We start from the raw sequence: 23,267 nt of genomic DNA, 5'->3' as shown, positions 1-23,267 counted from the left end.
TTAGGCCATCCACCGATATACGACAAGATCACGGTTGGCACCAAAAAGCGCTTTGGACAGCGCGAGTCCACAAACAATAAGGACGAAACATACGCAATAGGACGCGACGGGAAAGGAGCTGTCAACAATGGGCGCGCGAGCAACTTCAACTAGGTGATATACGGGATTGAAAACCACTACCCACTTATGCGCCTGCAAGCGATCTGGCGCCCACAGAATGGGCGTCACTAAGTACACAGCGAACAATATTTGCGGCAGAAAGCCCCGCAATAGTCGGACGCGGTCAAACACATATGCTAGTGGTAGCGACCAACAAATCATCACTAAAGTAAGTAGACACAAGCCTACAGAAAAAGCCAAGTAATTAGTCTGCAAGACCATGACGGGATTGATAAAGGCAATAATAATGAATGAGGCAACAATTTTCAGTAGCAGGGCAATCACAAAGTCATATGTTGAAACTAGATTGCTTATGTAACCCGATATATTCGGAAACGATAAGTAACGTGCAGCTTTTTCGTTAGCATAAGAAATGTCCGAAACAAAAATAGAGATGCCTTGCCAAATTGAAAAGGAAATCGCAAAAAAAGGTATAAACGACTTCAGAGGCTCGTGGAAAACAAGCCCCATGACCGTTCCTAATAGGAGGACATGAATTAGCACCGAGATAAATGGGGCGACAAGCCCGAGGCCTGAATTGCGCTTATTCTCAGCGATATCCGCAAGGTGAAGTTGCCAGGCCAATTCGCGTTGAGAATACAACATCCGAATGTCTGTCAAAAAATCTCGTTCGACCCACCGCCAATTGCTGCTTTTGATGGCCACTATTTCACCTGCAACAGTCGATTCGCAGCAGCAAAATAAGCTGCCGCCCTCTGCTCTACGTTGAATTTATTCAAATAGATTGCCCGGGCGGCTACGCGGGATGGATCATCGCCTTCGCGGTTGTTAAGTTTCTCAGCTAATTCAATGTAATTGCCGACTTCGAAAAACGATATTGCACCAGGCTGATAGCGGTCGAGCTCACCAAAACATTTGGTATGCGAGCAGTACAGAGGCCTGCCCATGTCGAGCGCCAGAGCGGCTGGCCCCGACGAAGTCTGACCGACTTCCGCATATGGCAAAACGACAGAATCGCACGCCAGCATAACGTTGTTGAACTCATCGTTATCTAAAGCTCCACAAAAATGAACTCTATTTTTTAACGTGGGCTGCTGCTCTATTTCCTTGATCAACTTGGTTATATACGGCTGCTCTACTTTTCCTCTCTCAATACCCTCCGGATGCAGGCCACCAACAACCAACAAATGGTGATCGTCCGGCAACGACTTTAATGCCTTTATTGCGACCTCGATGCCCTTGTAAGGTGACAGGAAACCGAAGCAACCCAACAAAACTCCAGAACTTATATTTAGCCGTGAGGCTACTTGTTGCTTGGCTAAATCATGATCCATGCCATGGCGGACCGCCTTGCTAACGAACGCGAGGGGTCGATGTGTAATCGTATCAGACGCAATGCCTAGGAATCCAAAGTTTTTGGCCTCACGCGCTGTCTGTACGATATGGTGGAATTTTTTCGGATTTCGGCGGACTGTAGCGAATAGACGATTAAACACATAGTCACCACGCCAGTCTCTCAGATAATTAATTAAACCGCTGCGGCTAAGGCGGAATCGTCGCGCTTCCAAAGATGGAACCGTGTGGTAGGTTATTATAACCTTTTTGCTGCGCCGTATGATCGCATGAACGTTCCGCCAAATTCGCCGTGGTGTGAATCCGAAGAGACCGGGCTCAAGTTGTATGTTTACAATGTCAGCCCGCCCCACTTTTAACAAAAGTTGTTCGAATTCGGCGGCGGCAGCTTTTCTAGCGTATGGCGACTGGGATCTAAGAAGATCAACCGGAAGCGCTGCGATTTCGATATCGAAGTCGGTTTGCTCACGAAGCGGGAGCTCTAGAAATTCGACGTATTGCGCTATCCCGCAAGCTCGGTGATAGCTTGAAACGACCAAAAGCTTCGGCAATCTAGTCGCCGACGGGATCTGCGAATTGATTTTCGTTTGCTCCACAGCCATTTCCTTCTTTGCCTAGTCTCCGTAAAAAATGGGACAGCGCCACACCCCGCAGATATCCCAAACTGTAGTTGTTTTAGGTAAGTCAAAACTCCTAGAACTGGGGGCTCTTAGACAACCGCATCCGGTAAGTCAATAACATCCCACTGGGTTGGCAGGGCAATCGGGTGAATCCCCGGCGTGACATGTGTCTGATGGTCTGAATCGATGGCTGCCATCTGATTCTGGCTTCGGAGAGACGATGTGGCAGGGGACGTGACCGAGGAAATGGCCGACTTATCGGTCTACGAGGGCGTGGTTTTTCTGGAGCATTTTAAGGGGTTGGATGCAAAGCGGCAAGGTCCGTTATCCTCTGGACGAGATTCTTCTTCTCTGTCTGGCGGCTGTGATCTCGGGCGCCAAGACGATCTCTGCGATCGCGCGGTTTGGCGAGATGAAGCTGGCGTTTCTTCGCCGGTTCAAGCCGTTCAAGGATGGCACGCCGGCGCGCGACCATCTCGGCGACATCCTCGCCAGCCTGGACCCGGAGGTGTTCCAGTGGTGCTTCGCCGCCTGGGTCTCGGCGCTGATCGGCGCGCCCGTCGAGGCGATCGCCATTGATGGCAAGACGCAGCGCCGGTCCGGCTCGAAGGCGAAGGGACAGGCCGCCGCTCACAACGTGACGGCGTTTGCGGCGCGTCAGCGCCTCGTGTTGGCTCAAGTCAAGGTCGATGCGAAGTCGAACCAGATCACCGCCATTCCTGCGTTGATCGGGATGATCGACATGTCGGGTGCTGTTGTCACCATCGACGCGATGGGTTGCCAACGGGTTGGTTGAACCGATGGCTTCGTCGTCAGGGAAAATACCGACAATCTCTGTCCTCCGTTTGATTTCTCCATTCAAGCGCTCAATTGGATTCTGCGCAGCTTGATCCAATGCTGTTTGGGAAAGGTCATGTAAGCGAGCACGTCCTCTTCAGCATTGTCCATGAGATGGGCGAGTTTCGGCACGTTTGGTCTGATCTGATCGGCGACGTTACGCCACTGTAGACTGGGGGCTTCCAGGATGTCCTGTGCGGATACCGTAGCAATGAATGCCGAGACGACACGCCTGCCGGGCATTGCGCATGAAGTGAACCCCGCCCGGCATCTCTGCCAAGCCGTGCAGAGGAGCTTGGAAACAGCCGCTTTGATGCCCTCGTGAGCGTCGGAGACGGCGAGGTTGACCTCTCGCAGACCGTGCCGGGTAAGCTTGCGCAGGAACCCCGTCCAGATCGGGTCGGCCTCAGACGCGCCCCCATGACTTTCACCAGATCATCGACCGAGCGGGTCGAGACACCTTGGACGTAGGCCTCCTGGATGACGGCGGTCAGGGCCTTCTCTGCCATGCAGCGCGGCTCGAGGAAGCTTGGAAGGTAACTGCCGGTGCGAAGTTTGGGAATCCGAGCTCAACAGGGCCAGCCCGCGTCTCCCAGTCGCGATCGTGATAGCCGTTGCGTTGAGCAAGTCGAGAGTCATTCTTCTCGACATAGGCCGCACCGGTCTTTGCCCCGACCTTCAGCGCCATCAACTTCTCAGCGGCAAAGCCAATCATCTCGCGCAGCAAATCTGCATCAGAACTCGTAAGTCCATCATGTCATTGATCCAGGCTGCGCTCGATCAACCCCACCCTACCGGAAAATGCCGATGACGACCGCTGTCCTGCTACATCACCTCCGGGGACGTCATCGCCGCAACGTGATTTTGGCCTTGGAAAAAAGTCATCACAGTCGTAAACATTCGCTAGTTGGCCGGGATCCGGGGCACCCAGGGAGAAAGTCGTGTTCAAGAAATCAGAGCAAGGAAATACCGCTTATTTCACCGAATTACGTGCTGAGTTAGAAAACCTTAGTCCAGATACAGTAAATAAGATCATGGTTCATGTCGACTATCTCGCGCGGAAAGCAAATTTAGTTCCACACGCAATTTTGGAAGGTCGCCATTTTAATGTTGATCGCCAGGTCGAACAGGACGCTATTCGTAACATCGATGCAATACTGAGACCGACGAACGTAATCGACAACAGTGGTAACCCTCATATGGCTACCTATATTGGCGATGGTCTGTGCCTTGTGCGAACGAAGTGGGACGGGCATGTCGTGGTACCCACGTTCAACGTGGATGTAACAATCGGAATTTTGCGCGATGGTATACACGAAGCTTGGACCACAAGAGTTGTCCAAGAGCTTCTACGCGAAGGGCAAACCTATATAAATGTGGGGGCTAATTTTGGTTACTACACTTGCCTAGGCGCTAGAATTGTTGGCTCTACGGGAAAGGTCATATCTATCGAAGCAAACCCTCATGTCTTCTGCGTCCTGATGAAGACAATCATGTACGGTGGTATTGTAGATCGCGTCGATGCTTACAATAGAGCTGCTTACCTCGTCTCTAATGAGACGCTGGACTTTACCTTCGACTATCAATTCATCGGGGGCGGGCACCTTAGTGGTCCGGCCGAAACGGCAGATCAATCCGACAACCCAATGTGGTCACCAGAAAGCCTGCCGAAACTTCTTGATGAGAACGGAAAATGGGTTTCGAGCCGAGGCCTCATGAATTCCTTTCACGTGCAAACGTTACGTCTGGATGACGTGACTAAGGATCTAGTGGCGGACCTCATACATTGTGACGTTGAGCAGGCCGAGCCATATGTTTTACTTGGCGCAGTCGATTTGATCAGACGGTCGCCTACCTGCAAAATAATTTTTGAGTGGTCAGGCTACGCCTACACAAGCGGAAATCACCGATACCAGTCTGCGGTCAATGACATGCTGAGTTTTTTCAACGAACATGGCTACCGCATACGTCAAATCCGACCTGTCGTTGGCGAAAATGGAGAAATTAGTGTTTCTGAATATCTAACGGCGGAGGAGTTTCTTAGCGGTAAGCACGGCGACTACATTGCTTTGAAGCCCAACAACGACCCTTGGAGCCGCACAATGTAGGTATTGCAGGGCTACCCGTGCCCACAGGCAGCCCATCAAAGTTTGTGCGGGAAAAAACGGTCGAAGTCATCGCGCAATGGAATTCCCAATGTCATCCGCAAACGTAAGACCCTATGTCCTTCGGGCCGGGGTGGCTTGCCCTACACTGCCTATGCGAGGGTTGCTCGGATAGGTCGAGCCGATCCTCCTGGCAGGAGGACAAGCCGTGAAGCACAACGCGCTCGCGCGGCAGATGCTCCGGAAACGGTTTGCGCGATGGACGCTTGCGCTCAAAGGTTTGACTGTCGATGATCGTGCCGCCATCTCCGCGGCCAGTTGGTCCTGGCTGGCGTCGGCCTCCAGCTCTTCGAGCTGCAATTCCATCTGTTCGAGAAGGCGGGCCTTTCGCTCCGAGCGGTTGCCATGGATGTCGCGCTTGAGCTTCTCGATCTCTAATTTAGTTTCCGTCCATAAACGGCTGGTTTTCTTGTGCTTGCAGCGCGTTTGGGTTCCGCTTGGTGGCCGCTTTGAAGCCATGCGGTGTGGCTCATGGGTGCTAATTGCGGCGGCCAGGATTTCTGGTGGAAATGCGCGCATTGGGAACTGCCGGCGTTCCGCCGGTCCGGTTTTGGCTGGCGACATGGGATGTCAGTTCGATCTGAGGCGGGCGAAGAGGGCGAGATTGTAAGCGACCACCGAGGACCAGACATAAGTCTTGAAGTGGTCGAGCCCACGCCAGGTGCAGCGCCCCAAGCCGTAGGCGCGTTTGAGGCAGGAGATGCCGGCCTCGATGCCGGCGCGGAAGTTGCGTAGCTTGCGATAGACCCAACGGCTTTTGACCATGTCTTCGATCTTGAGGCCGCACTTCTTGTGGAAGGCCATGTCTCGCACGCCCCAGGCCTTGGCTCCGCTCAGATTTTCGCGGCTGGCATAGCCGCCGTCGGCGGCGGCCTGCCGTGGCGGCTCGCCCCAGATGCCAATGTGACGCTCCAGCATCGGCAGCAAGCGCTCGCTGTCGGCCGGGTTGCCGGCTTCGACGACGAGGTCGAGGATCAGCCCGCTTGTGCCGGTGGTCAAATTGATCTTATGGCCATACTCGACGTCGCGGCTGCCTTTGACGATGATGTCGGCATGCGGCTCGAACAAACTGACCAGCTTGTCGCCAGCCGGCACCGCCTCGCCGGCCAGGACCCGCCGCTCGGTCTGGGCGATGATCCGTTCGATCAGCGGCTTATAGTGGCGGACTTGGGCCTGCCAGCGTTCGACCGCCGGGCCCGCCGCCAAGGGCAGCTGCGCCGCCGCCTGTTCGAGATAGCTCAAGGTGGTGCGCGTGATCCTGAGCAGCGCGCGATAGTGCTGAACTCGTTTCGGACGACCGCGGGTAAATTGGATCGCCCGGGATCGCTTCTTCGCCGCGCGGCAGTGATCGTGCCATAAGATGGCGCTGCCCAAGGAAGCCGCCTGCTGCAACAGCCGCACCATCACCCGCACGCAGTCCCACAAAAGACTGCTGTCGCTCGGTTCGTGCATCAGCGCCGAAGTGACGGTGCTGTCGATGCGCACGACCTTGCCGCGTTCCACCTTGTCCTGCCGGGCGCTTGTCAACAGCACGCGATTGATCGCTTCAAAGGTCCCGGCCCGGATCGCGCTGATCGTCTTGTGCAAGACCGACTTCTTCGGGCTGCACCCCCATGGCAGCCGGGCAAAAGCCCGGAACGAGGCGGAATCTTCCAGATGAAAGGCCAGCTCCTCATAACTCAACTGACGGTGTTGTTTGAGCAGGGCGCAACGCAGCACGGCCTCCGCCGGCAGGCCCTCGCGGCCGGTCTCCTTGACGCCGTGGCGGCGCAGGTCCTGCGCTACCAGCCCGAGCAGATCACGATGCTCATCCAGCCATTGCGACATGGCTTTCAGCTCGCGGCCGATCTCGTGTTCGGCGAAAAGATCGAATATATTGGATTGGACGGTGCGTTCTTGGCGCATTGTCGGCTCCGGCGGTTGCGGGTTTGTCTTTAGAATCAATGGCTTGATCTAAAGTGTACCTGAAACCGCCGGGCTTTGCCCGCGGCAATATCGCGATTCCTCCAATAATTTCAGCGGTTTACCGTTTGTGGACGGACACTAATTTAGTCTCAGCCGGGCAATCAGCGCATCGGAACGGGAGTTTACAGCTTGCGCACGAGCAGCAACAGCCTCGGCTTCACGACGGGCGGCGCGCTCGGCGAGGATCATCGCGTGAGCGCTGGCAAGGTCGTCGGGAAGCTGATCGTCCGCTTCGGTCATGGCAAGATGGAATCATATTCGGCCTTGCCTTTCCAGCCATTTCCGCTACCCAGCCTGGACGCCAGGTTCTTTGCGGCATCGCCAGTCAATCCCTTCAAGCAGATAGCCGAGCTGTGCAGGAGTTATGACCACCGTGCCGTCAGCCGCTGACGGCCATATGAAGCGGCCGCGCGTGAACAGACAGGCACCTTGGCCGTCGTGCCAGATTACCTTGATCAGCCCGCCCCGACGCCCACGGAAGCAGAATAGGTGGCCGCCATGCGGATCCCCCTTCAGCGTCTCCTGCACCATCAACGACAAGCCGGGGAAGCCTTTCCGCATGTCTGTGTGTCCCGTCGCCAGCCAGACCTTCACGCCGCTCGGAACCGGGATCATCGCCGCTCGACCACGTCGAGGATCCGAGCGAGCGCTTCAGTATCGACATCGCTCTCCACACGAATGCGCCGGCCGCGGCCAAGCTCGATCGTCACAATGCTTATCTTCTGTGAGCGTCCGGCGAACGCATTTTTTGCGTCTACGAGGCGCGGTTTAGGACTTGCGGCTTAGTTCATCTGCCATGACGCGCTCGATCATCTCGGGATCGCATTGTTCATCGACGAGGAACTGGCGGATTCCACCATCCCACGTCCGTATGTCGGCCAGGAGATCTCGAAGGTCGTCAATTCCATTTTCGGTCAGGCCTGTTGTGCCATCTTCACTGCCATCGCGGACATATACCAGTTCGCCCTCGGCGATATTGTCTGAGTTGGCGGTCACCTCCTCGATTAATTCGAGGTTCTCGCCGATCATGCCGGCGACTTCTTTCAGCGTATAGATGAACCTCGAGCGTGCCATCACGCAGCCTCGTATCGGTCTTTTGCAGGCGCCCACTGCCACGGTAGCAATTCCTGGAGCCGATCCTTTGGGTGGCTCTGTATCCGGGTCAGGACGTCTGTGAGATAGACCTCCGGATTGTGGCCATGGAGTTTGGCAGTCTCGATGATGGTCAGGATGTTGGCGATGCGCTCACCGCCCTTGTCTGACCCGGCGAAGAGCCAATTTTTTCTTCCGATTCCAAGCGGACGCATGGCTCGTTCAGCTATGTTGTTATCGATTTCGACACGGCCATCATCGATGTAAACGCTCAACGCTGCCCATCGCGAGAGGGCATATCGCATCGCTTCAGCCAGCTTCTGCTTCTGTGGCAGCGTCGAAAGCGTCTCTTCTATCCAGCTCTTGAGGTCCTCCAGAAGGGGCCTGGCGTGTTGCTGGCGCAGTGTACGCCGCTGGTCAGCCGACATGCCGCGGATACGATCTTCGATATCGTAGAGCGTACCGATGCGCGACAGCGCTTCGTCAGCGATTGGAGATGGCTTCAGCTTGATCACATCGTGGAACTTGCGGCGTACATGCGCCATGCACGCAGCCTCGATGATCTGGTTGCCGTAAAGCTTCTTATAGCCACCATAGCCATCCGCGTGCATCACGCCGCTGAAGGCAGCGAGATGGTCGGCTGGATGCGCGCCCTTGCGGTCGGGGCTATAGTAGTAGGCAATGGCTCTTGGAGTGGGATCTTGATAGCCGCTGCCATCGAAGACATAGACCCAGACCCGCCCGGTTTTTGTCTTTCCTCGCCCAGGGTCGAGAACATCCACCGGGGTATCGTCCGTATGTATTCGATCGACCGCCGCGATATGGGCTCTAATCAGCAAGATGAGAGGAGCCAGCAGAACTGACACGCGGCCGACCCAGTCGGCCATCACGGATCGGGAGATATCTATCCCCAGCCGGTCGTACATCTCGGATAGACGGTAGAGCGGGATGTGATCGTCGAATTTGGCGACCATGATATGGGCCAGCAACCCCGGTCCGGGCTTGCCGCGTTCGATCGGCAGGGTCGGCATTTCGCCTGCCACCGTCGTATCGCAGTCCCTGCAGATCATGCGCTTTTCGACGTGGCGGACAATCTTGACGGACGCCGGCACGTGCTCCATCACCTGGACCACCCTGTCAGCGGCCTTCAGGAACGATGTACCACCACAGGTCGGACAATTGCAGGGTGCCGCATAGACCAGTTCTTCGGTTGGAAGACCATCGGGCAATGGTTTGCGCTTCGGCTTATCCGGTGCGTCGTCCAACTCCGGCAAAGGAGCTTTCCCGGAGCGAAGCTCGGCCTCGGCACGGGAGGCTTCGATCTCCTCCAGCATCAGCTCGAATTGCTCGATCTTGCGGTCGATCTTTTCCGAAGAAGCGCCATGCTGCCGATGGCGGAGCAAATCCAACTGCGCGCGCAGGAGCCCGATAATGGAGTCTCGCTTGCTGACTTCAGCTTCTTGGCTCTCAAGTTTCGCCGCCTGTTCAGCGACGAGAGCGCGCAAAACAGATAGCTCGTCCTGACTGTCCAGCGGCGTCGTTTCCATACCCGCATACGTAGCCGATTTGCGCCGGAAACGCTAGCATTATGCCTCGGATGTCATTGCAAAATATAGCTTTTAACCCGTTCGACCGGGAGCGGAAGTCCACGCAGGTCGGCGCCAGTCGATCCCCTCAACAAGCATCGACAACTGGGCTTGCGTCAGATGCGCAACCCCTTCTTTCGCCGTCGGCCAGGGAAAGTATCCGCGTTCCAAAATTTTGTAAAATAGGCAGAACCCTTGGCCATCCCACCATAAAAGTTTGATCCGATCAGCACGTTTTCCGCGGAAGCCGAAGATTGCGCCGGAACCTGGCGCCTCCTTGATAACCGTCTCAACGAGCGCCGACAGTCCATCAATGCCACGCCGCATGTCGGTCACTCCGCAGGCCAGATAAACCCGCACATTTCCCGAAGGCCCGATCATGCTGCCTCCACACAAGCGACCAGCGACGATAACACCTGGAGATCCATGTCCGCTGCAATTCTTAGCAAGCGGCCATTCCTCAGAACGATCTCAACGTCTTTACACTTCGACCGAACACCGCTCTTCTTGGTATCGTCGCTGTGGCTCGCCGATGCTCCGATAAGCGAGACCGGAATGAATGCGGTCTCCGGAGATTTCAATTCAGGTGGAAAGAACTTCTTTCGCCAGGCGTATATCTGTTGCGGAAGGACGTCGTGCCGGCGCGCTACGTCGGAAACGCTCCCATCCGCACTAAACGCTTCTTGCAAAATCGAAAGCTTCAATTCTGTGGACCATCGACGTTGTCGCTCCGTACCCGTCAGGATCTCAACCTTGGCCATTCATACCCTGTTACGTCACAAATGATTCATCTGTGTCGTAACTTGCGCCAATTCCCCGCCTGACCAAAATCCCCTCACCGGACGCTCACTATCTTCTTGCGGTCGAGGGTGGCAGTGTTGTCTCCACCGGATCAGGCGCAGGCAAGGCCGTGACTTCTACGGGAATGAGCTGCCGCGCTGGCGGCGGTGCGACCTGGCAAAGTTCTTTGCGCCACCGGAACAACTGACTCGCGTGGATGCCCGCCGACCGGGCAATCTCAGATACGCTGGCATTCGGCTCGAGGCAGGCCGCAACCAGCCGCTCCTTCTCCGCGCGAGACCAGCGACGACGGCGCTCCACAGAGGTGATCACTTCGATTTGCTGCATTGTCAGAGGACTATTCCTAGTGCTTGCACCAGGACATCCAACGTTCCGCCTCACATCACAAGACGGCCCTCACCGTGGGGTTACCCGCAAACCTCCGTTTGCGACATAGATTCAGAATTCAACTGATTTGGAAACCGCGAAACGAGTCAGAGACCGCTCACGTTGGTATAACATCTATCGCCCCACTATATCGCGATAGACAGAAGCATAGTCGGCCGTCATCTGGACTGCTGTAAATTTCTCCAAATAAGCCGCCCTGGCCTTCTCTCCGTAGCCAAGCGCCTCTTTCCGGCGCCTAGAGAGGCGGATCATTGCCCCAGCTAACGCATCTGGGTCATTTGGCTTCACAACCACACCTGTTTCACCGTGAACGTTAACAAAGCTAGTCCCAGTTCCTATTTCACAGGAGATCATTGGTTTCCCAAACATCGCCGCTTCGACAAGCGATAGGCCAAAGGCTTCAGACCGCAAATGAGATGGAAAAACGAGGCCGGTACTTAGCTCGAGAAGTGCGGCTTTGTCTGCATCCGGCAACGCTCCAAGAAAATGGACATTTTCAAGGCTGTGCTCCTTTGCATAGGCCTTCAACGACGCTTCCATTGGCCCCTGCCCAATTAGCAGGATATCATGGTCTGTCTGCTTTGCAGCCTCCAAGAGTATGTGCACACCCTTGTAGTAGCGAAGGACACCAACAAAAAGGAAAAATGGCTTCGGAAACCTCTGGCGCCAGCGTGCCTTCACATCGTCAGAAGCGCGCGGGTAATCCCCTTCGTCCAGCCCCAGCGGGATGACCGTGGTTTTGCTCCTATAGCGCTGCAGCACGTCGCTGGTCGCCAGGTAGTTCGGTGACGTGGCCACAATCCTGTCAACACTTGTTAGAAAGCGATGCATGAGCGGCCTATAGAGCTGCAAGAGGATCCGCTGTTTGACGATATCGGAGTGGTAAGTAACGACAGTCGGTTTTCTCAGGCGCGAAGTGAGATGGACAACATCCATTACCGGCCAGGGAAAGTGGTAATGCACTATGTCGGCCCTGTCGCTTAGTTCGCGGAACCGTCCAAAGACCTCCCAGGAAAAGCCCGTCGAGGCAAATTCAAAATCGAGCTTGGCTTTGTGAGCGATATGACCATCAAACTCCCGGGTGTTCTGCTCAGGCATGCTACTCAGCGAGAGCACGTCGGATTGGATCCCGTATTTGGCGGTTCCCTTGGCAATTGCGTGGATTGTCCGCTCAACTCCGCCAAAAGTATCGGGCCAATAAGTCTTGAAGAAATGTAGAACCCGCATCTCACTCCAACGCCGGATCATATAGGTCCCCGGCCTTCGCTCTGTTTAAATCATTCCGCCGGCATGGCAGTCATCGGATACGCCCTGCCTTCGTAGCCTCAACCGACACAGAACGGATGGCGTGACCCTGAAGGCTCATATAAACAAAGGCATGGAAAATAGCAGCCCCTTATTGCGAACGGTGTAAAAGGCCTTAAAGAAGCAAATGAAGCAGTTAGGTGCCGGCGATATACGCTTGGGGAGCAATGCATGCGGTTGGGTAGCCTCTACAAAATTGGCGACAATGATCAGCGTCCTTGGGGCACTTGGCATGTCTTAGATATTGGCGAGCGCCATGTCGTTAAGCGCATCGTAGTCAATCCTGGTGAGCGGCTTTCCCTCCAATACCACAATCACCGATCTGAGCGTTGGACGGCAGTTTCTGGTCAAGGCGTTGCCGAAGTCGATGGAACGCATCACAGCTTTGAGCTCGGACATACGGTCGATATCCCACTCAAGGCAACACATCGCGTCTCGTGTACGGGGAATCAGCCGCTCGTCTTTATTGAGATCCAGTATGGTGAGCTACTAGATGAGAACGATATCATTCGCCTTAGCGATGACTATAGCCGGGCTTAACGACCCTCGTTCTCGAAGCAGTCGGGCCCCAAGCGGCTTAACAAGGCCAGGCACCATTGGTGAGGCATCGCTTCGACGTAAAAAGTCTGGTATCGAGGGGTAGCAGACACCCACGGTTCATTTGAAGATTAAACGCGCGGATCATTTTTCTGTCGTTACAGCCCTTCCGGTCAAATTTCAAACATGTGTTTTGCTAGCTTTTTAGCAATAGGAGACTCGAGTCTCTGATCATCCTTCCGTCGCATGGTTTTGGTAATGGAGTTCTTGGAGATCGTATTGCCGATCGGTGTGCGCTGCGCGTTCATCGCTCGAAGCGGGGAACTAACAAGTCAGATGGGTGGGGCGAAACCGCTTCACAAAATTCATATCTCTATGCCCCACCAATGGCCCGCACCTGCTTCCTTTTAGTTGAGATCACGCAGTATTATCCTCATAAGTTGCTATGTCGGCGCGAATGATGCGCCAGCGGCTGTTTACCACAGCTTCCTCATGTCTTTGGCACCTCCGATGGAAGCCGCAGAGATTCACAGGGTATCTTGCCTCCCTCGACCATAGTGCGGATTTCGGATTAACGGGACACTGATTCCGCCAAATCGCGGACATTTGATTTCGCTAGGGCGTCGACTCATAAACTCTGACACCAGATCCGCGCCGCGACAAGTTTGACAGCGGCGAGATAGTTTTCCGGGCGCTTGTCGTAGCGTGTGGCGATACCTCTGAACTGTTTGATCTTGTTGAAAAACCGCTCCACGAGGTTTCGCTGCCGATAAACCCAGCGCGAGAATGAGAAGGAGCCCGTCCGATTTGCTTTGGGCGGGATGTTGGCCCAGGCTTTGCGCGCGGCCGCCTTAGCCCGGATGGCGTTACTGTCATAGCCCTTGTCGGCAAGCAGGATGTCGCCTTCGCCGAGGCTGTCAGTCAGCGCATCGGCTTCAGTGCAATCAGCAATCTGCCCGCCGGTCAGGCGGAGCGTGACGGGCCGACCTTCAGCGTCGACGAGCGCGTGGATTTTGCTCGTGAGCCCGCCGCGGGAACGTCCCATGCCACCATCGTCTTGATCCCCTTTTTTCCCGTGGCCGCGTGCTGGTGAACGCGAACACAGGTCGAGTCGATCATGACGATGTCGCCATCGTAAGCTTCTGAAACCGCTTCAAGAAGCCGATCCCAGACACCAGCCTTCCGCCAGCGGACGAAGCGGTTGTAGCAGGTGGTTGGCGGCCCATACCGCTCAGGAACTTCCGCCCAAGGAGAGCCTGTTCGGAAGCGCCAAAGGATGCCATTCAACACCCGTCGGTCGTCGACACGGGGAACGCCGCGCGGCTTGTTGGGAAGAAGTGGCGAAATAATCGACCATTCCTGGTCCGTGAGTTCGTAGCGGCGGCGTGTCATCATGGCTCCTCATTCGGAAGCCTTGAATCACGAGGCACGCAAAACGCCAAGAACATTAATGGGTTTACGCCCTAGCATTACAGTTGCATATCTATCTGTGGTCTGAATCTATGGGTCTCCATGATTCGGAGGTCATGGATGACAGGTGCATCAATCGAGACGACGCTTGAGCTTTGGGCATCATCGTTGCGCGACGTGAAGGCTCGCATGCGCAGACTGTTTACGCAGGAGCGAGTTGCAGCCTCTGCGAACCTTTTCCTGGACGGCTTGCTGGGTGACGAGCGGCGTAAGACAGGTTGGATGCGTGCTGAGGCGGCCGGTGATCCCGGCCCGTGGCGGCAACAAGCCATTCTGGGGCGCGGGCGCTGGGACGCGGACGCACTTCGCGACATCGTGCGAGAGTATGTCGTAGAAAACCTCGCCACGGATGATGCGGTCCTGGTCATCGACGAGACGGGCTTCCTCAAGCAGGGCAAGACATCGTGCGGTGTTGCACGTCAATATACAGGTTCGGCTGGCAAGATAACGAACTGCCAGATCGGTGTGTTCGCCGCCTATGTGTCCGTTCGCGGTCATGCCTTTATCGATCGGGCCCTGTACTTGCCCAAAAGCTGGACCGGCGATCCGGCAAGGCTGGCAGCAGCTCATGTTCCTCAGGCTACAGCCTTCGCTACCAAGCCAGGCCTGGCTGTCGAGATGATACGGCGTGCGCTGGCAGCCGATGTGCCGTTTTCATGGGTGGCCGCAGATGCGGTCTATGGCGTCGGGGACGTTGAAGGGACCCTGCGTCGAGCCTGCAAAGGCTACGTTCTTGGGGTTAAATCGGACCACCATTTCGGCTCCTGGTCGGGTAAGCCTCCGGTCGCCGGCACAGCGCAGGAGATCGCCCGTGATCTCGATTCAAGTGCATGGCAGCGTCTTTCCGCCGGTGAGGGCACCAAAGGCGCGCGGCTTCATGACTGGGCCTACTGTGAACTCGCCGATCTCGATGCCGACGAATACAACGAGACGACATCAGGGCTTTGGACCCGTGGCCTCCTGATCCGGCGCAATATCAGCGACGGTGATCTCGCATTCTTCACCACATGGTGCCTGGCCGGGACGGACATCCAGACGCTCGTTTCCGTTGAAGGCCATCGCTGGGCGATCGAAGACAGCTTCGAGACCGCCAAGAACGAGCTCGGACTCGATCACAATGAAACCCGGTCATGGCATGGCTGGCATCGCCACGTCTCCCTCGTCATGCTTGCCTTCGCCATGATGGCGGTGATCCGGTACCGCGCCAATGACGCGACGCCCCCAAAAAGACCGCGGATGCCGACCATCAGGATTTGATCCGCTGGTCTATCCAGGAAGTCCGGCGCATCGCCATCAGACTCGCCCAGCGTCGCATAAACCCCGCCTACGTCATCGCATGGTCATGCTGGAGACGCGCCCATCAGGCGGCCGCTCGACGAGCTCATCTCAAAACTAAAATGCAACTGTAATGCTAGTTCCCGGACAGTTTGTCGGGATCGAGCTTCATCCACCTGGTTGGTAAGGCCGTTGATGAAACCGAGTGGCGGCCCAGGACCCATGCGCTACCGACCTCCAGGTGGCAGTTACCAACCAAACCCGGATTTTTCGGCGCAGTACCCGCTCGTGAAGTTCTTCCGACTTGGTTTGTTTTGATCCTCAACCGGCTGAATGGACCACAAGGGCTCGGCGCGGCAGGTGGCGAAGGGTAATTCTTCAAATTGCCGAGCGCGAGGGCGTCCACCCGTGCAACCGCAGGCGTGGGCGACGGGGTCAAGAGCGGCATGATACCCGCCACACTTGTTACTCCCACCATTCGCTTTTCGGTGCCAAACTCCCTCGCGGTTAATCGGAAGCGATGCGCAATGAAGAGCGACGCTTCAACCCGGAGGCGCAAGAATTCCACTCAGGAGGTTTTAAAGCCATGACTATATCAGTCGAGAACACGGACAAGCGCGGCCAACCCATCATGCACACGCCGCCGGTCGTATCGCCGCAGGCTTGGGAAACAGCTCGCGAACAGTTGCTCGTCAAGGAAAAGGCCCAGACGCGCGCCCGCGATGCCTTGGCTGCAGAGCGGCGGCGAATGCCATGGATGACCGTGGAGAAGCCATATGTGTTCGAGGGCACCGCTGGCAAGGCCAGTCTGGTCGACCTCTTCGAGGGTCGACGTCAACTGATCGTCTACCGAGCTTTTTTCGAGCCCGGCGTCTTTGGTTGGCCCGACCATGCCTGCCGGGGATGTTCCATGGTAGCTGATCAGGTCGCCCACGTCGCTCACCTGAACGCCCGCGACACCACTCTCGTCTTCGTCTCGCGTGCGCCCCAGGCGGACATCGCGCAGTTGAAGGCGCGGATGGGGTGGGAAATGCCTTGGTTCACGCTCACGGACACCTTCGATGCGGACTTCGGAGTGGACGAGTGGCACGGCACGAACGTTTTCTATCACGATCGCAACCGCGTATTCCGGACGTATTTCATCAATAACCGCGGCGACGAGCAGATGGGCAACACCTGGAACTACCTCGACATCACGCCGCTGGGCCGACAGGAGGTGTGGGAAGACTCTCCCGAAGGCTACCCCCAGACGCCAACCTACAAGTGGTGGAACTGGCACGACAGCTACGTCGCAGATGCAGCCCCCGACAAGAAATGGGTTGAGGTGTCGGACGCCGGAGAGGCAGCGTTCCGGAACTAGCACTGAGCGCAAAGTCCTGATCCAGTGGTTGGGCTTGCCGGCGTGATCGTTGCCGAAAATGTCTTGGAAAGGCACGCTGGGACTTTAATCGGGAAGCTTACAACCAGCTTGCGCTTCGGCGAGTTGGGCGCGCATTGGCGTGCCAGCGTGCCTTTCCATTCGCCCGGCCGTCCTTGCTGTTTCGCCTTGGGATTCTCTTGAGTCCCAGGGCAGGAGACGAAGCCACGATCCGAGGTCCTGTGCGTTGACGTGCGCGCTGGCTGGTTGCCTTTCTTGGAGCACGCGCAGGATTCAGAACTTTGATTTTTGCCCTGTCCTGTCAATGCGACACTGTTGCCATCCTTATCGCCCCGCCTATTTCAGGGAGTCTATAACCTGGGGAAATGAATGAACAATCGGAACGGCCTTTACTTCGTGATCGGCGCTTTGGTCGTGTTAGTCCTCGGCATGGGCATCTACATTCTCCGCGAGGAGAGCAAACCCAAAGGCGTCGAAATCTCGATCGGCGAGAAGGGCATTTCGGTCGAGGAGAAGTAGGCTAATCAGCCACCTTTCTCTCCACGATGAAACGACGTTTGTGTGCCGTCACATTGTTCGGATCGGTGGCGACGGCGTCAAACTCAGCGTCGCTAGCGAGGGCGATGTCACCGATTTACGGCACGATAGCGAGACCAACGAGATGTAAATTTACCGGTTTGTGATCGCGATTATCGTGCGTCGACGTAGCGCTGGCCTTTGATCATCGCGACCATTATCAGTCGGGTCTGTTCTGTTCCGTCGCGGTCTAGATACCCGGACGGCTTCAAGACGGGAGTAGAGCATTCGCGACCGTTTCAATCCTCCCCCTTTCCTTTAGCCGCCTGTCCCATAGTTAACTTCCTGTATCGAAAATGCTTTCCGCCATAGGAGTGGAATATGGGTGCATCCATATTGATCGGAATTCTGATCACGTTTCTCGTAATCGTCCTTGTTCTTTACCTCGTGCAGCGACTTCCTATCGACGGCCGGATGCGCCAGATTGTTCAGATCATCGTCATCATCATCGGCATCGTGTCGCTGCTGAAATATCTTGCAGTATGGTAGACCAGAGTAGCCGGACTGCGGTCGGGCTGCGGTGCTGCCAATAAACGAGCGCTGTGCACGTATCGTCGTGCCTACCTCCGTGCCGAGACAGACCTGAAACTCGCTAAGGACAATCGAGCGTCAGCAACAGAGTAACCGTCATCCCCGACGCGTTCGAGCGATCGGCATCGGTGAAATTCACTGCACAACCTTAAGTTCAATTCAATTGCGAGGGACACACTCTCCGAATAGATAGGTCCCACTAGACTCTTGTTCGATTCACAGATCGGACGGCAAATGGCATTATATAAGTGGTATCTAAAGGAGTGTCGCACACGGAGTGAGAGGTCAGTGCGTAGTAGGACATAATCCCCATGGAAAGCCGCAGATACAACCTACATAAGAACCTCAATATCTACTGGACCATCTTCGACGGGACGACTGGACAGAAGGCGGTGGTTAATGGGTTCGTCAGGGACATGCTCACCGCCGAGGAAGGCGATGAATTGGTCGGCATGCTAAACCGGATCGATGAAGAAAGACCGCCGTCGTTCTACGCTTCGCTGACGGTCGACATCCGATCTCCGAACACTCCCTTCAATCCCCTGGGTGGAGCATGACCTCGCCACTGGAAGAGCTGATGTGCGGCTGGCTCTCTGGGTGATTCCAGCTCGTTCCCTCTCTAGCCATCCATCATGATTTATGTGCGAGTGCGAAAAGCCGCGCTCTGGCTCGCCACCTAGCCTCCAACCGCCACGCATCCGTAGGGCCAGCTTCTCCTTGGGCATAAGAAGCCGAATAGGTCGAGGCAGGTGGTCTGGAAGCGATGGACGAGGTAAGCCGATCGCCCCAGGCAAGCGTTGCCAAACAGCGAACCAACCGAGTTTCGATTGGAGAAATTTTGTCACTCAACGATTATACCTACCCAGGCTGCCTTCATGATCTGCACCAGATCGTTGAGGTGGTCAGCGAGAAGCCGTTCGGCCTTTCGAATTTCGATTTGAGCGGGGTTTCAATCCATCTTTTGATTGTATCGTCAATGTATCTCGCGTAAAAGGTTTAGAGTGTGCAATCACGATGGAACCGCTACGATGGATGCGATTCACACTGAAGGCTTCGACGCTGTTTTGACCCTGACCGACCACATTGAGCACCTGCCGGACAGAAAGCGGCGCGAGTTGGCGAGGATCATCGAAATCCTGTTTGCTGAGGTCGGTGCGTTTCAGGCAAGCAAGCTGTCTGCAAAGCGAAATTCCGGCAAGATCTTGAAGGTGATACTGTACGGTTCGTATGGCCGCGGTGACTGGGTCGAGGATCGCCTCAGCGGCTACCGCTCCGACTACGACCTGTTGATCGTCGTCAACAAGAAGTCCTTTGCCGATGAGCATGAACTCTGGGAAGGCATCGAAGAGCAGCTGTTGAAAGAGCAGATCGGCCATCGCATCGAAACACCGGTCGTCCCGATCGTCCACACGCTCCACGACGTCAACGATCAGCTCGCCCGCGGTCGGCCCTTCTTCGTCGACATCGCCAGAGACGGCATCGTCCTCTACGAACAGCCTGGCCATCCCCTGGCAGAGCCGAAGCCACTGACGGCGGAAAATGAAAGAGAGGAAGCGGAGCAGCATTTTGAACGCTGGCTGCCTAATGCATCCTATTGCATCACTCAGGCGGAGAACGCAATTTCAGACGGCATGGTCAACCATGCGGCATTTGACCTTCACCAAGCGACGGAACGATTTTACCACTGCGTCCTGCTCACGCTAACCCTCTACAGCCCCAAATCACATCGAATAAAGGTGTTGCGTTCTCAGGCCGAGGGGATCGACAGCCGACTAATCGCTGCTTGGCCGCGCGACAACCGGTTCTCTCGTCGGTGCTTCGAGCTACTCTCGCGGGCCTATGTGGAGGCGCGATACTCTCCCGAGTACACGATCACCGGTGAAGAGCTCGCGTGGCTGTTCGAACAGGTCAAGGCCCTACAGGCTCTTGTAGAAGCAATTTGCCGGGAACGGCTTTCCATGTAAGCGTTTTGTGCGCGGGTCACCGTGAAGCATATGCACACTCGAAACGAGGCACACCTGCAAGGGTGCCACGCGAAGAGAAGAACTGACCGTTGCGCGCCTTCCCAATTCAACGTCGTTCTCACAGGTGAGGATTGCGTGAACAGCCAGCCAGCGCGCGTCGTCGGAAAGCGGCGGCGCCACGTAATCGAAAAAACGCACCAACATGTCTTACTTTATATCTTTCTAATTTAGCACTTGCTAGCCATCTCCCAGCAACTATGTGGGAGGAGATAAGTATGCAGCGAGTTGAACCGAATTGTGCCGGCACCGGATCCCTGACCCGTGTGTGGTCGGTCAAGGATTTCTCAAAACGGCACCGACTTGACGAGGGAGAAGAGGCTCGACTTTTACAGCTATTTGGAGCATTCGCTTCCGCCAGCGAATTGCTGTACAACGCAACACGAGAGCCGCGATGGCGGTAGGATCGGGACAGTCCCCGCATCGATAGAGAGTCTCGAACGTCCGCTGCGGGCATCGTCGAGATCGGAGAACAGTCTCTCGTTGAGTGGCTCGTCGCGGAGCCGGCCGTTAAAGGACTCAACATCGCCGTTCTGCATCTGATTTCCGGGCGATGTATTCGAGCGACGAGATGGCCAGAAATGGTGCAAATCGTCCGCCCATTCTGCGATGACGCCAGACCCGGCAAAGCTATGCCAGGACCCGCGCCACAACCGGCTTCGACGCTGCGCAAGATGAGAGCTCGGCGTGTTCGTCAGTTGCATCCGCGCCAAAACATCCAACGCGCTAATTCTTATGCTCATTCGAAAAACGCTTCGGAACAAAAGAGAGAACTTTCAGCCGCAGTGTCTGAATTGCGACCTTGGCGCGACCTCCGTTCCGACACTGAAATCCTTCGTGAAAACGCGCTGACAAGGTTGCGAGTTGAGAACCCGAGCGACCAGGTTCGCACTGCTCCAGCTTTGGTCAACGAGACGCCGGCTGAGCCACAAAACATCCACAGGGCAGTCGTCCGTATAGGGGAGAAAGCGGATACGGATATATGTCGGTCAACTCCAGGTCGGCGTGGATCGCCCAAAGCCGGGGCGCCTCGCGCAGCGTTGCAACCATTTGTGTCATCGCGCCAAACCCTCAGCGACAGCACTCGCCGGGGCGGGGCGATCAGCGGCTCGCGCGCGTTGCATAGGGCTGTTCTATGGCTGCCCGAGAGGCTTCGCCGTCCCCGCCTCGCATTCCGGCAGTCGCACAGGTTTGGCGAGTTTCGCCAGCACCTCGGGCTTGGCGCACGCCGGGAAGCCAGCTAGCGGCATTGTCTCTATGAACCGACTGCGCTCCATTGTGCTCAGGCCGGGTTCATTGATCATGCTCTCGACAGTCAGGTCTGGGTGATTCTTGAGAGCTTCTGTAACCGAAGCATTCGCCTCATCGGTTCGACCGAGTGCCGCGAGGGAACTGCTACGGACCACCCAAGTCCACTTTTGGTAGTTGTTAGGCGTCATGCGCTCCAGCATCTTCACCGCGTCCTCATACCGGCCCGCCATAAAATAAGCAGGTGCGAAGAAGTTGGACGCCCACATCGGATAGTTCGGGTCCAGCCTCATTACCTGGTCGACCATTTGAGCGCCGCGTTCGGGTTCACCGAAGCGTGCGGCAAAGCCGGTATAAAAAGTCAGGATTTCGGACGAACCCGGAGCTAGACGAAGGGCCGTGTCCAGCTCAGACTTGGCGCGGCCCATGTCGCCCTTATTAGCAAGGCTCATACCAAACACCGCATGTGCTTCAGCGTCGCTCGGATCAAGCCGCACCGCGCGTTCGGCCACATCGGCGGCCGCCTTGCGGTTGCTCTCGGGATTAACGCCAAACACACCCATTAGATCATGAGCATGGTAAAGTTCTACCCAGGCCCGTGCCAGCCCCGGGTCCAGTTCGACGGCGCGGTTGAGAAACGTGATGGCCTCCTCGTCATCGGCTTTGGTGAGCTTTTCAATCTTCTCGGACCCGAGAAGATAGTAATCATAGGCATTCAGGTTTTCAGGCCGTTTACGTTTGGCTGCAGCCCGCCCGGCCTCTTGAATCAGTCCCACTCCGCCGCCGAGGCGGTTGGCGACCTGCTCTGCGATTTCGGTCTGAACGGCGAACACGTCCTCACCGGGCCGGTCCCAATTCTCCGACCAAAGATGGTGGCCGGTTTTTGCATCGATCAACTGTGCTGTGATCCGTACCCGGCCACTCTGCCGCTGTATCGAGCCTTCCAGTACAAAGCCGACATGGAGCGCACTTGCGACCTGGCGGGCATCCACCGGCTTGCCTTTGTAAACTTCCGTCGAATTCCGCGCCACCACCTCGAATTCGGGAAACCGCGCGAGATCGGTGATGATGTCCTCAGTCAGGCCATCGGCCAGACGCCCGCTAGCCTCGTCGCCGCCATAATTGTTGAAGGGCAGCACCGCCACCGACGGCTTGGCGCTCAAAAGTTCGGGCTGCAAGAACCACCAGACCCCGCCGCCCGCCAGAGCCAGCGCCACGATCGCCGCCGCAGCCGTCTTGGTCCAGCGCGGCATCATTGCGACAAGCGGGCGACGCGCCCGTTTGCCATCGAGTCTCAGCCGGTACATCCGCACTGGGCGACTGATGTTCTTGACCTGCTGCTCGCCGGCGAAATCGAGCGGCCAGTCGAGTTTGCCCTGGAGATGATCGTAGGCCGTGCCCGACACCATCACGCCGCCCGGCTCGGCCAACTGCTCCAGCCGCGCGGCGACATTCACGCCATCACCGTAGACATCGCCATCCACCAACGCCACATCGCCCAGATTGATCCCGACGCGGAATACGATGCGCTCAGGCTCCGGTAGGCCGGCGCTGCGGGCCGCCACGGCATTCTGAAACTCCGCGGCGCAGGCAACCGCATCAACCACGCTGTTGAAGGCGACGAGCGCGCCGTCGCCCATCAGCTTGATAACGGTGCCATGGCGCTCAGAGATGGCGGGATTGATCAGGTCGGCGCGGATGGCCTTCAGTCGCTTGATGGTGCCGGCCTCATCGGCCTCCATCGCCTTCGAGTAGCCTACCATATCCGCCGCCAGGATCGCCAGCAGCTTCCGGTCGAGCGCGGGGATACTCATCATTGTGACCCTGCATGAACACATGAACATGCAATATGCCGGGAGTCTACACCCATCGAAGCGCCGCAGCTAGCACACCGCCAAAACGGCATGTCTGCTTTTGGCACCATGCACGAACCCGCTTCGCGGGAGGGCGTGCGCGGTGAGGTTGGTGTGATTATCTGAAGTTCTGGGCAGGCTGTTGGT

Annotated in this window: 20 protein-coding genes and 5 pseudogenes; 9 read left to right on the top strand and 16 right to left on the bottom strand. The window is 56.4% G+C overall.

Going from position 1 to position 23,267, the window contains the following annotated elements; genetic code table 11:
- Together LPU83_RS68655 and LPU83_RS68650 are read right to left on the bottom strand one after the other, a co-directional pair.
- Window positions 1-825 (bottom strand): ABC transporter permease, encoded by an 825-nt coding sequence (locus tag LPU83_RS68655; RefSeq protein WP_037071579.1) that lies wholly within the window; start codon window positions 823-825, stop codon window positions 1-3.
- A complete protein-coding gene (locus tag LPU83_RS68650) occupies window positions 825-2,069 on the bottom strand; it encodes a glycosyltransferase (RefSeq protein WP_157997399.1) in 1,245 nt (414 codons plus the stop codon). The genes LPU83_RS68655 and LPU83_RS68650 overlap by 1 nt, the downstream gene beginning before the upstream one ends.
- A 328-nt stretch (window positions 2,070-2,397) precedes the next feature.
- Between LPU83_RS68650 and LPU83_RS68645 the strand changes: the two genes are divergently transcribed.
- On the top strand, window positions 2,398-2,889 hold the full coding sequence (locus LPU83_RS68645; protein WP_024318989.1) for an ISAs1 family transposase: 492 nt from the start codon (window positions 2,398-2,400) through the stop codon (window positions 2,887-2,889).
- A gap of 3 nt (window positions 2,890-2,892) precedes the next feature.
- Here the strand turns inward: LPU83_RS68645 and LPU83_RS68640 are convergent.
- A pseudogene (locus LPU83_RS68640) lies at window positions 2,893-3,657 on the bottom strand (transposase); the annotation flags it as partial.
- Between the two features lie 214 nt (window positions 3,658-3,871).
- On the opposite strand from LPU83_RS68640, the gene LPU83_RS68635 reads away from it, so the two are divergent.
- Window positions 3,872-5,038 (top strand): FkbM family methyltransferase, encoded by a 1,167-nt coding sequence (locus LPU83_RS68635; protein WP_024318986.1) that lies wholly within the window; start codon window positions 3,872-3,874, stop codon window positions 5,036-5,038.
- A 190-nt stretch (window positions 5,039-5,228) separates the two neighbouring features.
- On the opposite strand, the pseudogene LPU83_RS68630 reads toward LPU83_RS68635, so the two are convergent.
- The 10 genes and pseudogenes from LPU83_RS68630 to LPU83_RS68585 all read right to left on the bottom strand — a co-directional run.
- Window positions 5,229-5,476, bottom strand: a pseudogene (locus LPU83_RS68630) (transposase domain-containing protein); the annotation flags it as partial.
- A gap of 189 nt (window positions 5,477-5,665) precedes the next feature.
- Window positions 5,666-7,000, bottom strand: a complete 1,335-nt coding sequence (locus LPU83_RS68625; RefSeq protein ID WP_037069090.1) for an ISNCY family transposase — start codon at window positions 6,998-7,000, stop codon at window positions 5,666-5,668.
- 138 nt (window positions 7,001-7,138) lie between these two features.
- Window positions 7,139-7,300 (bottom strand): hypothetical protein, encoded by a 162-nt coding sequence (locus tag LPU83_RS68620; RefSeq protein WP_244656178.1) that lies wholly within the window; start codon window positions 7,298-7,300, stop codon window positions 7,139-7,141.
- A 55-nt stretch (window positions 7,301-7,355) separates the two neighbouring features.
- Window positions 7,356-7,675 (bottom strand): annotated as a pseudogene (tnpB, locus tag LPU83_RS68615) (IS66 family insertion sequence element accessory protein TnpB); the annotation flags it as partial.
- A gap of 153 nt (window positions 7,676-7,828) precedes the next feature.
- Window positions 7,829-8,134, bottom strand: coding sequence for a hypothetical protein (locus LPU83_RS68610; protein ID WP_037069005.1), 306 nt, complete (start codon window positions 8,132-8,134; stop codon window positions 7,829-7,831).
- On the bottom strand, window positions 8,134-9,699 hold the full coding sequence (gene tnpC / locus LPU83_RS68605; RefSeq protein ID WP_037069003.1) for an IS66 family transposase: 1,566 nt from the start codon (window positions 9,697-9,699) through the stop codon (window positions 8,134-8,136). Before tnpC ends, LPU83_RS68610 begins: the two co-directional genes overlap by 1 nt.
- 72 nt (window positions 9,700-9,771) lie before the next feature.
- Complete coding sequence (tnpB, locus tag LPU83_RS68600) at window positions 9,772-10,119, bottom strand: IS66 family insertion sequence element accessory protein TnpB (RefSeq protein WP_037069001.1); 348 nt, start codon at window positions 10,117-10,119, stop codon at window positions 9,772-9,774.
- Entirely contained in the window at window positions 10,116-10,499 is a 384-nt protein-coding gene (tnpA, locus tag LPU83_RS68595) for an IS66-like element accessory protein TnpA (RefSeq protein ID WP_037068998.1), read from the bottom strand. Before tnpA (LPU83_RS68595) ends, tnpB (LPU83_RS68600) begins: the two co-directional genes overlap by 4 nt.
- 88 nt (window positions 10,500-10,587) lie before the next feature.
- Window positions 10,588-10,866 carry an IS66-like element accessory protein TnpA gene (gene tnpA / locus LPU83_RS76015; RefSeq protein ID WP_082321349.1) on the bottom strand — a complete coding sequence of 93 codons (279 nt, stop codon included), beginning with the start codon at window positions 10,864-10,866 and terminating at the stop codon, window positions 10,588-10,590.
- A gap of 174 nt (window positions 10,867-11,040) precedes the next feature.
- Window positions 11,041-12,153, bottom strand: coding sequence for a glycosyltransferase family 4 protein (locus tag LPU83_RS68585; protein ID WP_024319231.1), 1,113 nt, complete (start codon window positions 12,151-12,153; stop codon window positions 11,041-11,043).
- Window positions 12,154-12,402: 249 nt separating this feature from the next.
- Here LPU83_RS68585 and LPU83_RS68580 point away from each other — a divergent pair, with 249 nt between their 5' ends.
- Window positions 12,403-12,771, top strand: coding sequence for a phosphomannose isomerase type II C-terminal cupin domain (locus LPU83_RS68580; RefSeq protein ID WP_082321348.1), 369 nt, complete (start codon window positions 12,403-12,405; stop codon window positions 12,769-12,771).
- A 625-nt stretch (window positions 12,772-13,396) separates the two neighbouring features.
- Here the strand turns inward: LPU83_RS68580 and LPU83_RS68575 are convergent.
- Window positions 13,397-14,160: pseudogene (locus LPU83_RS68575) on the bottom strand (IS5 family transposase).
- A gap of 120 nt (window positions 14,161-14,280) precedes the next feature.
- Here LPU83_RS68575 and LPU83_RS68570 point away from each other — a divergent pair.
- The 6 genes from LPU83_RS68570 (at window position 14,281) to LPU83_RS68550 (ending at window position 19,962) form a co-directional block, all read left to right on the top strand.
- Window positions 14,281-15,495: an IS701 family transposase gene (locus LPU83_RS68570; protein ID WP_082321218.1), complete on the top strand. Its 1,215-nt coding sequence runs from the start codon at window positions 14,281-14,283 to the stop codon at window positions 15,493-15,495.
- 604 nt (window positions 15,496-16,099) lie between these two features.
- Complete coding sequence (locus LPU83_RS68565; RefSeq protein WP_024318995.1) at window positions 16,100-16,873, top strand: DUF899 domain-containing protein; 774 nt, start codon at window positions 16,100-16,102, stop codon at window positions 16,871-16,873.
- Between the two features lie 387 nt (window positions 16,874-17,260).
- Window positions 17,261-17,410 (top strand): hypothetical protein, encoded by a 150-nt coding sequence (locus LPU83_RS73325; protein WP_024318996.1) that lies wholly within the window; start codon window positions 17,261-17,263, stop codon window positions 17,408-17,410.
- A 378-nt stretch (window positions 17,411-17,788) separates the two neighbouring features.
- On the top strand, window positions 17,789-17,956 hold the full coding sequence (locus LPU83_RS73320; protein ID WP_112334153.1) for a Thivi_2564 family membrane protein: 168 nt from the start codon (window positions 17,789-17,791) through the stop codon (window positions 17,954-17,956).
- Between the two features lie 353 nt (window positions 17,957-18,309).
- Window positions 18,310-18,555 (top strand): hypothetical protein, encoded by a 246-nt coding sequence (locus LPU83_RS68555; protein WP_024318997.1) that lies wholly within the window; start codon window positions 18,310-18,312, stop codon window positions 18,553-18,555.
- A gap of 471 nt (window positions 18,556-19,026) precedes the next feature.
- Window positions 19,027-19,962: a HEPN domain-containing protein gene (locus tag LPU83_RS68550; protein WP_024318999.1), complete on the top strand. Its 936-nt coding sequence runs from the start codon at window positions 19,027-19,029 to the stop codon at window positions 19,960-19,962.
- 503 nt (window positions 19,963-20,465) lie between these two features.
- On the opposite strand, the pseudogene LPU83_RS68545 reads toward LPU83_RS68550, so the two are convergent.
- Together LPU83_RS68545 and LPU83_RS68540 are read right to left on the bottom strand one after the other, a co-directional pair.
- A pseudogene (locus LPU83_RS68545) lies at window positions 20,466-20,570 on the bottom strand (integrase core domain-containing protein); the annotation flags it as partial.
- Between the two features lie 582 nt (window positions 20,571-21,152).
- Entirely contained in the window at window positions 21,153-23,081 is a 1,929-nt protein-coding gene (locus tag LPU83_RS68540) for an adenylate/guanylate cyclase domain-containing protein (protein WP_024319000.1), read from the bottom strand.
- Between the last annotated feature and the right edge of the window lie 186 nt (window positions 23,082-23,267).

The sequence above is a fragment of the Rhizobium favelukesii genome, assembly GCF_000577275.2.
In the GTDB taxonomy this organism is placed as follows: domain Bacteria; phylum Pseudomonadota; class Alphaproteobacteria; order Rhizobiales; family Rhizobiaceae; genus Rhizobium; species Rhizobium favelukesii.
Note: the sequence above shows the minus strand (reverse complement) of the source record. Positions and strands in the feature narration are given on the sequence as shown.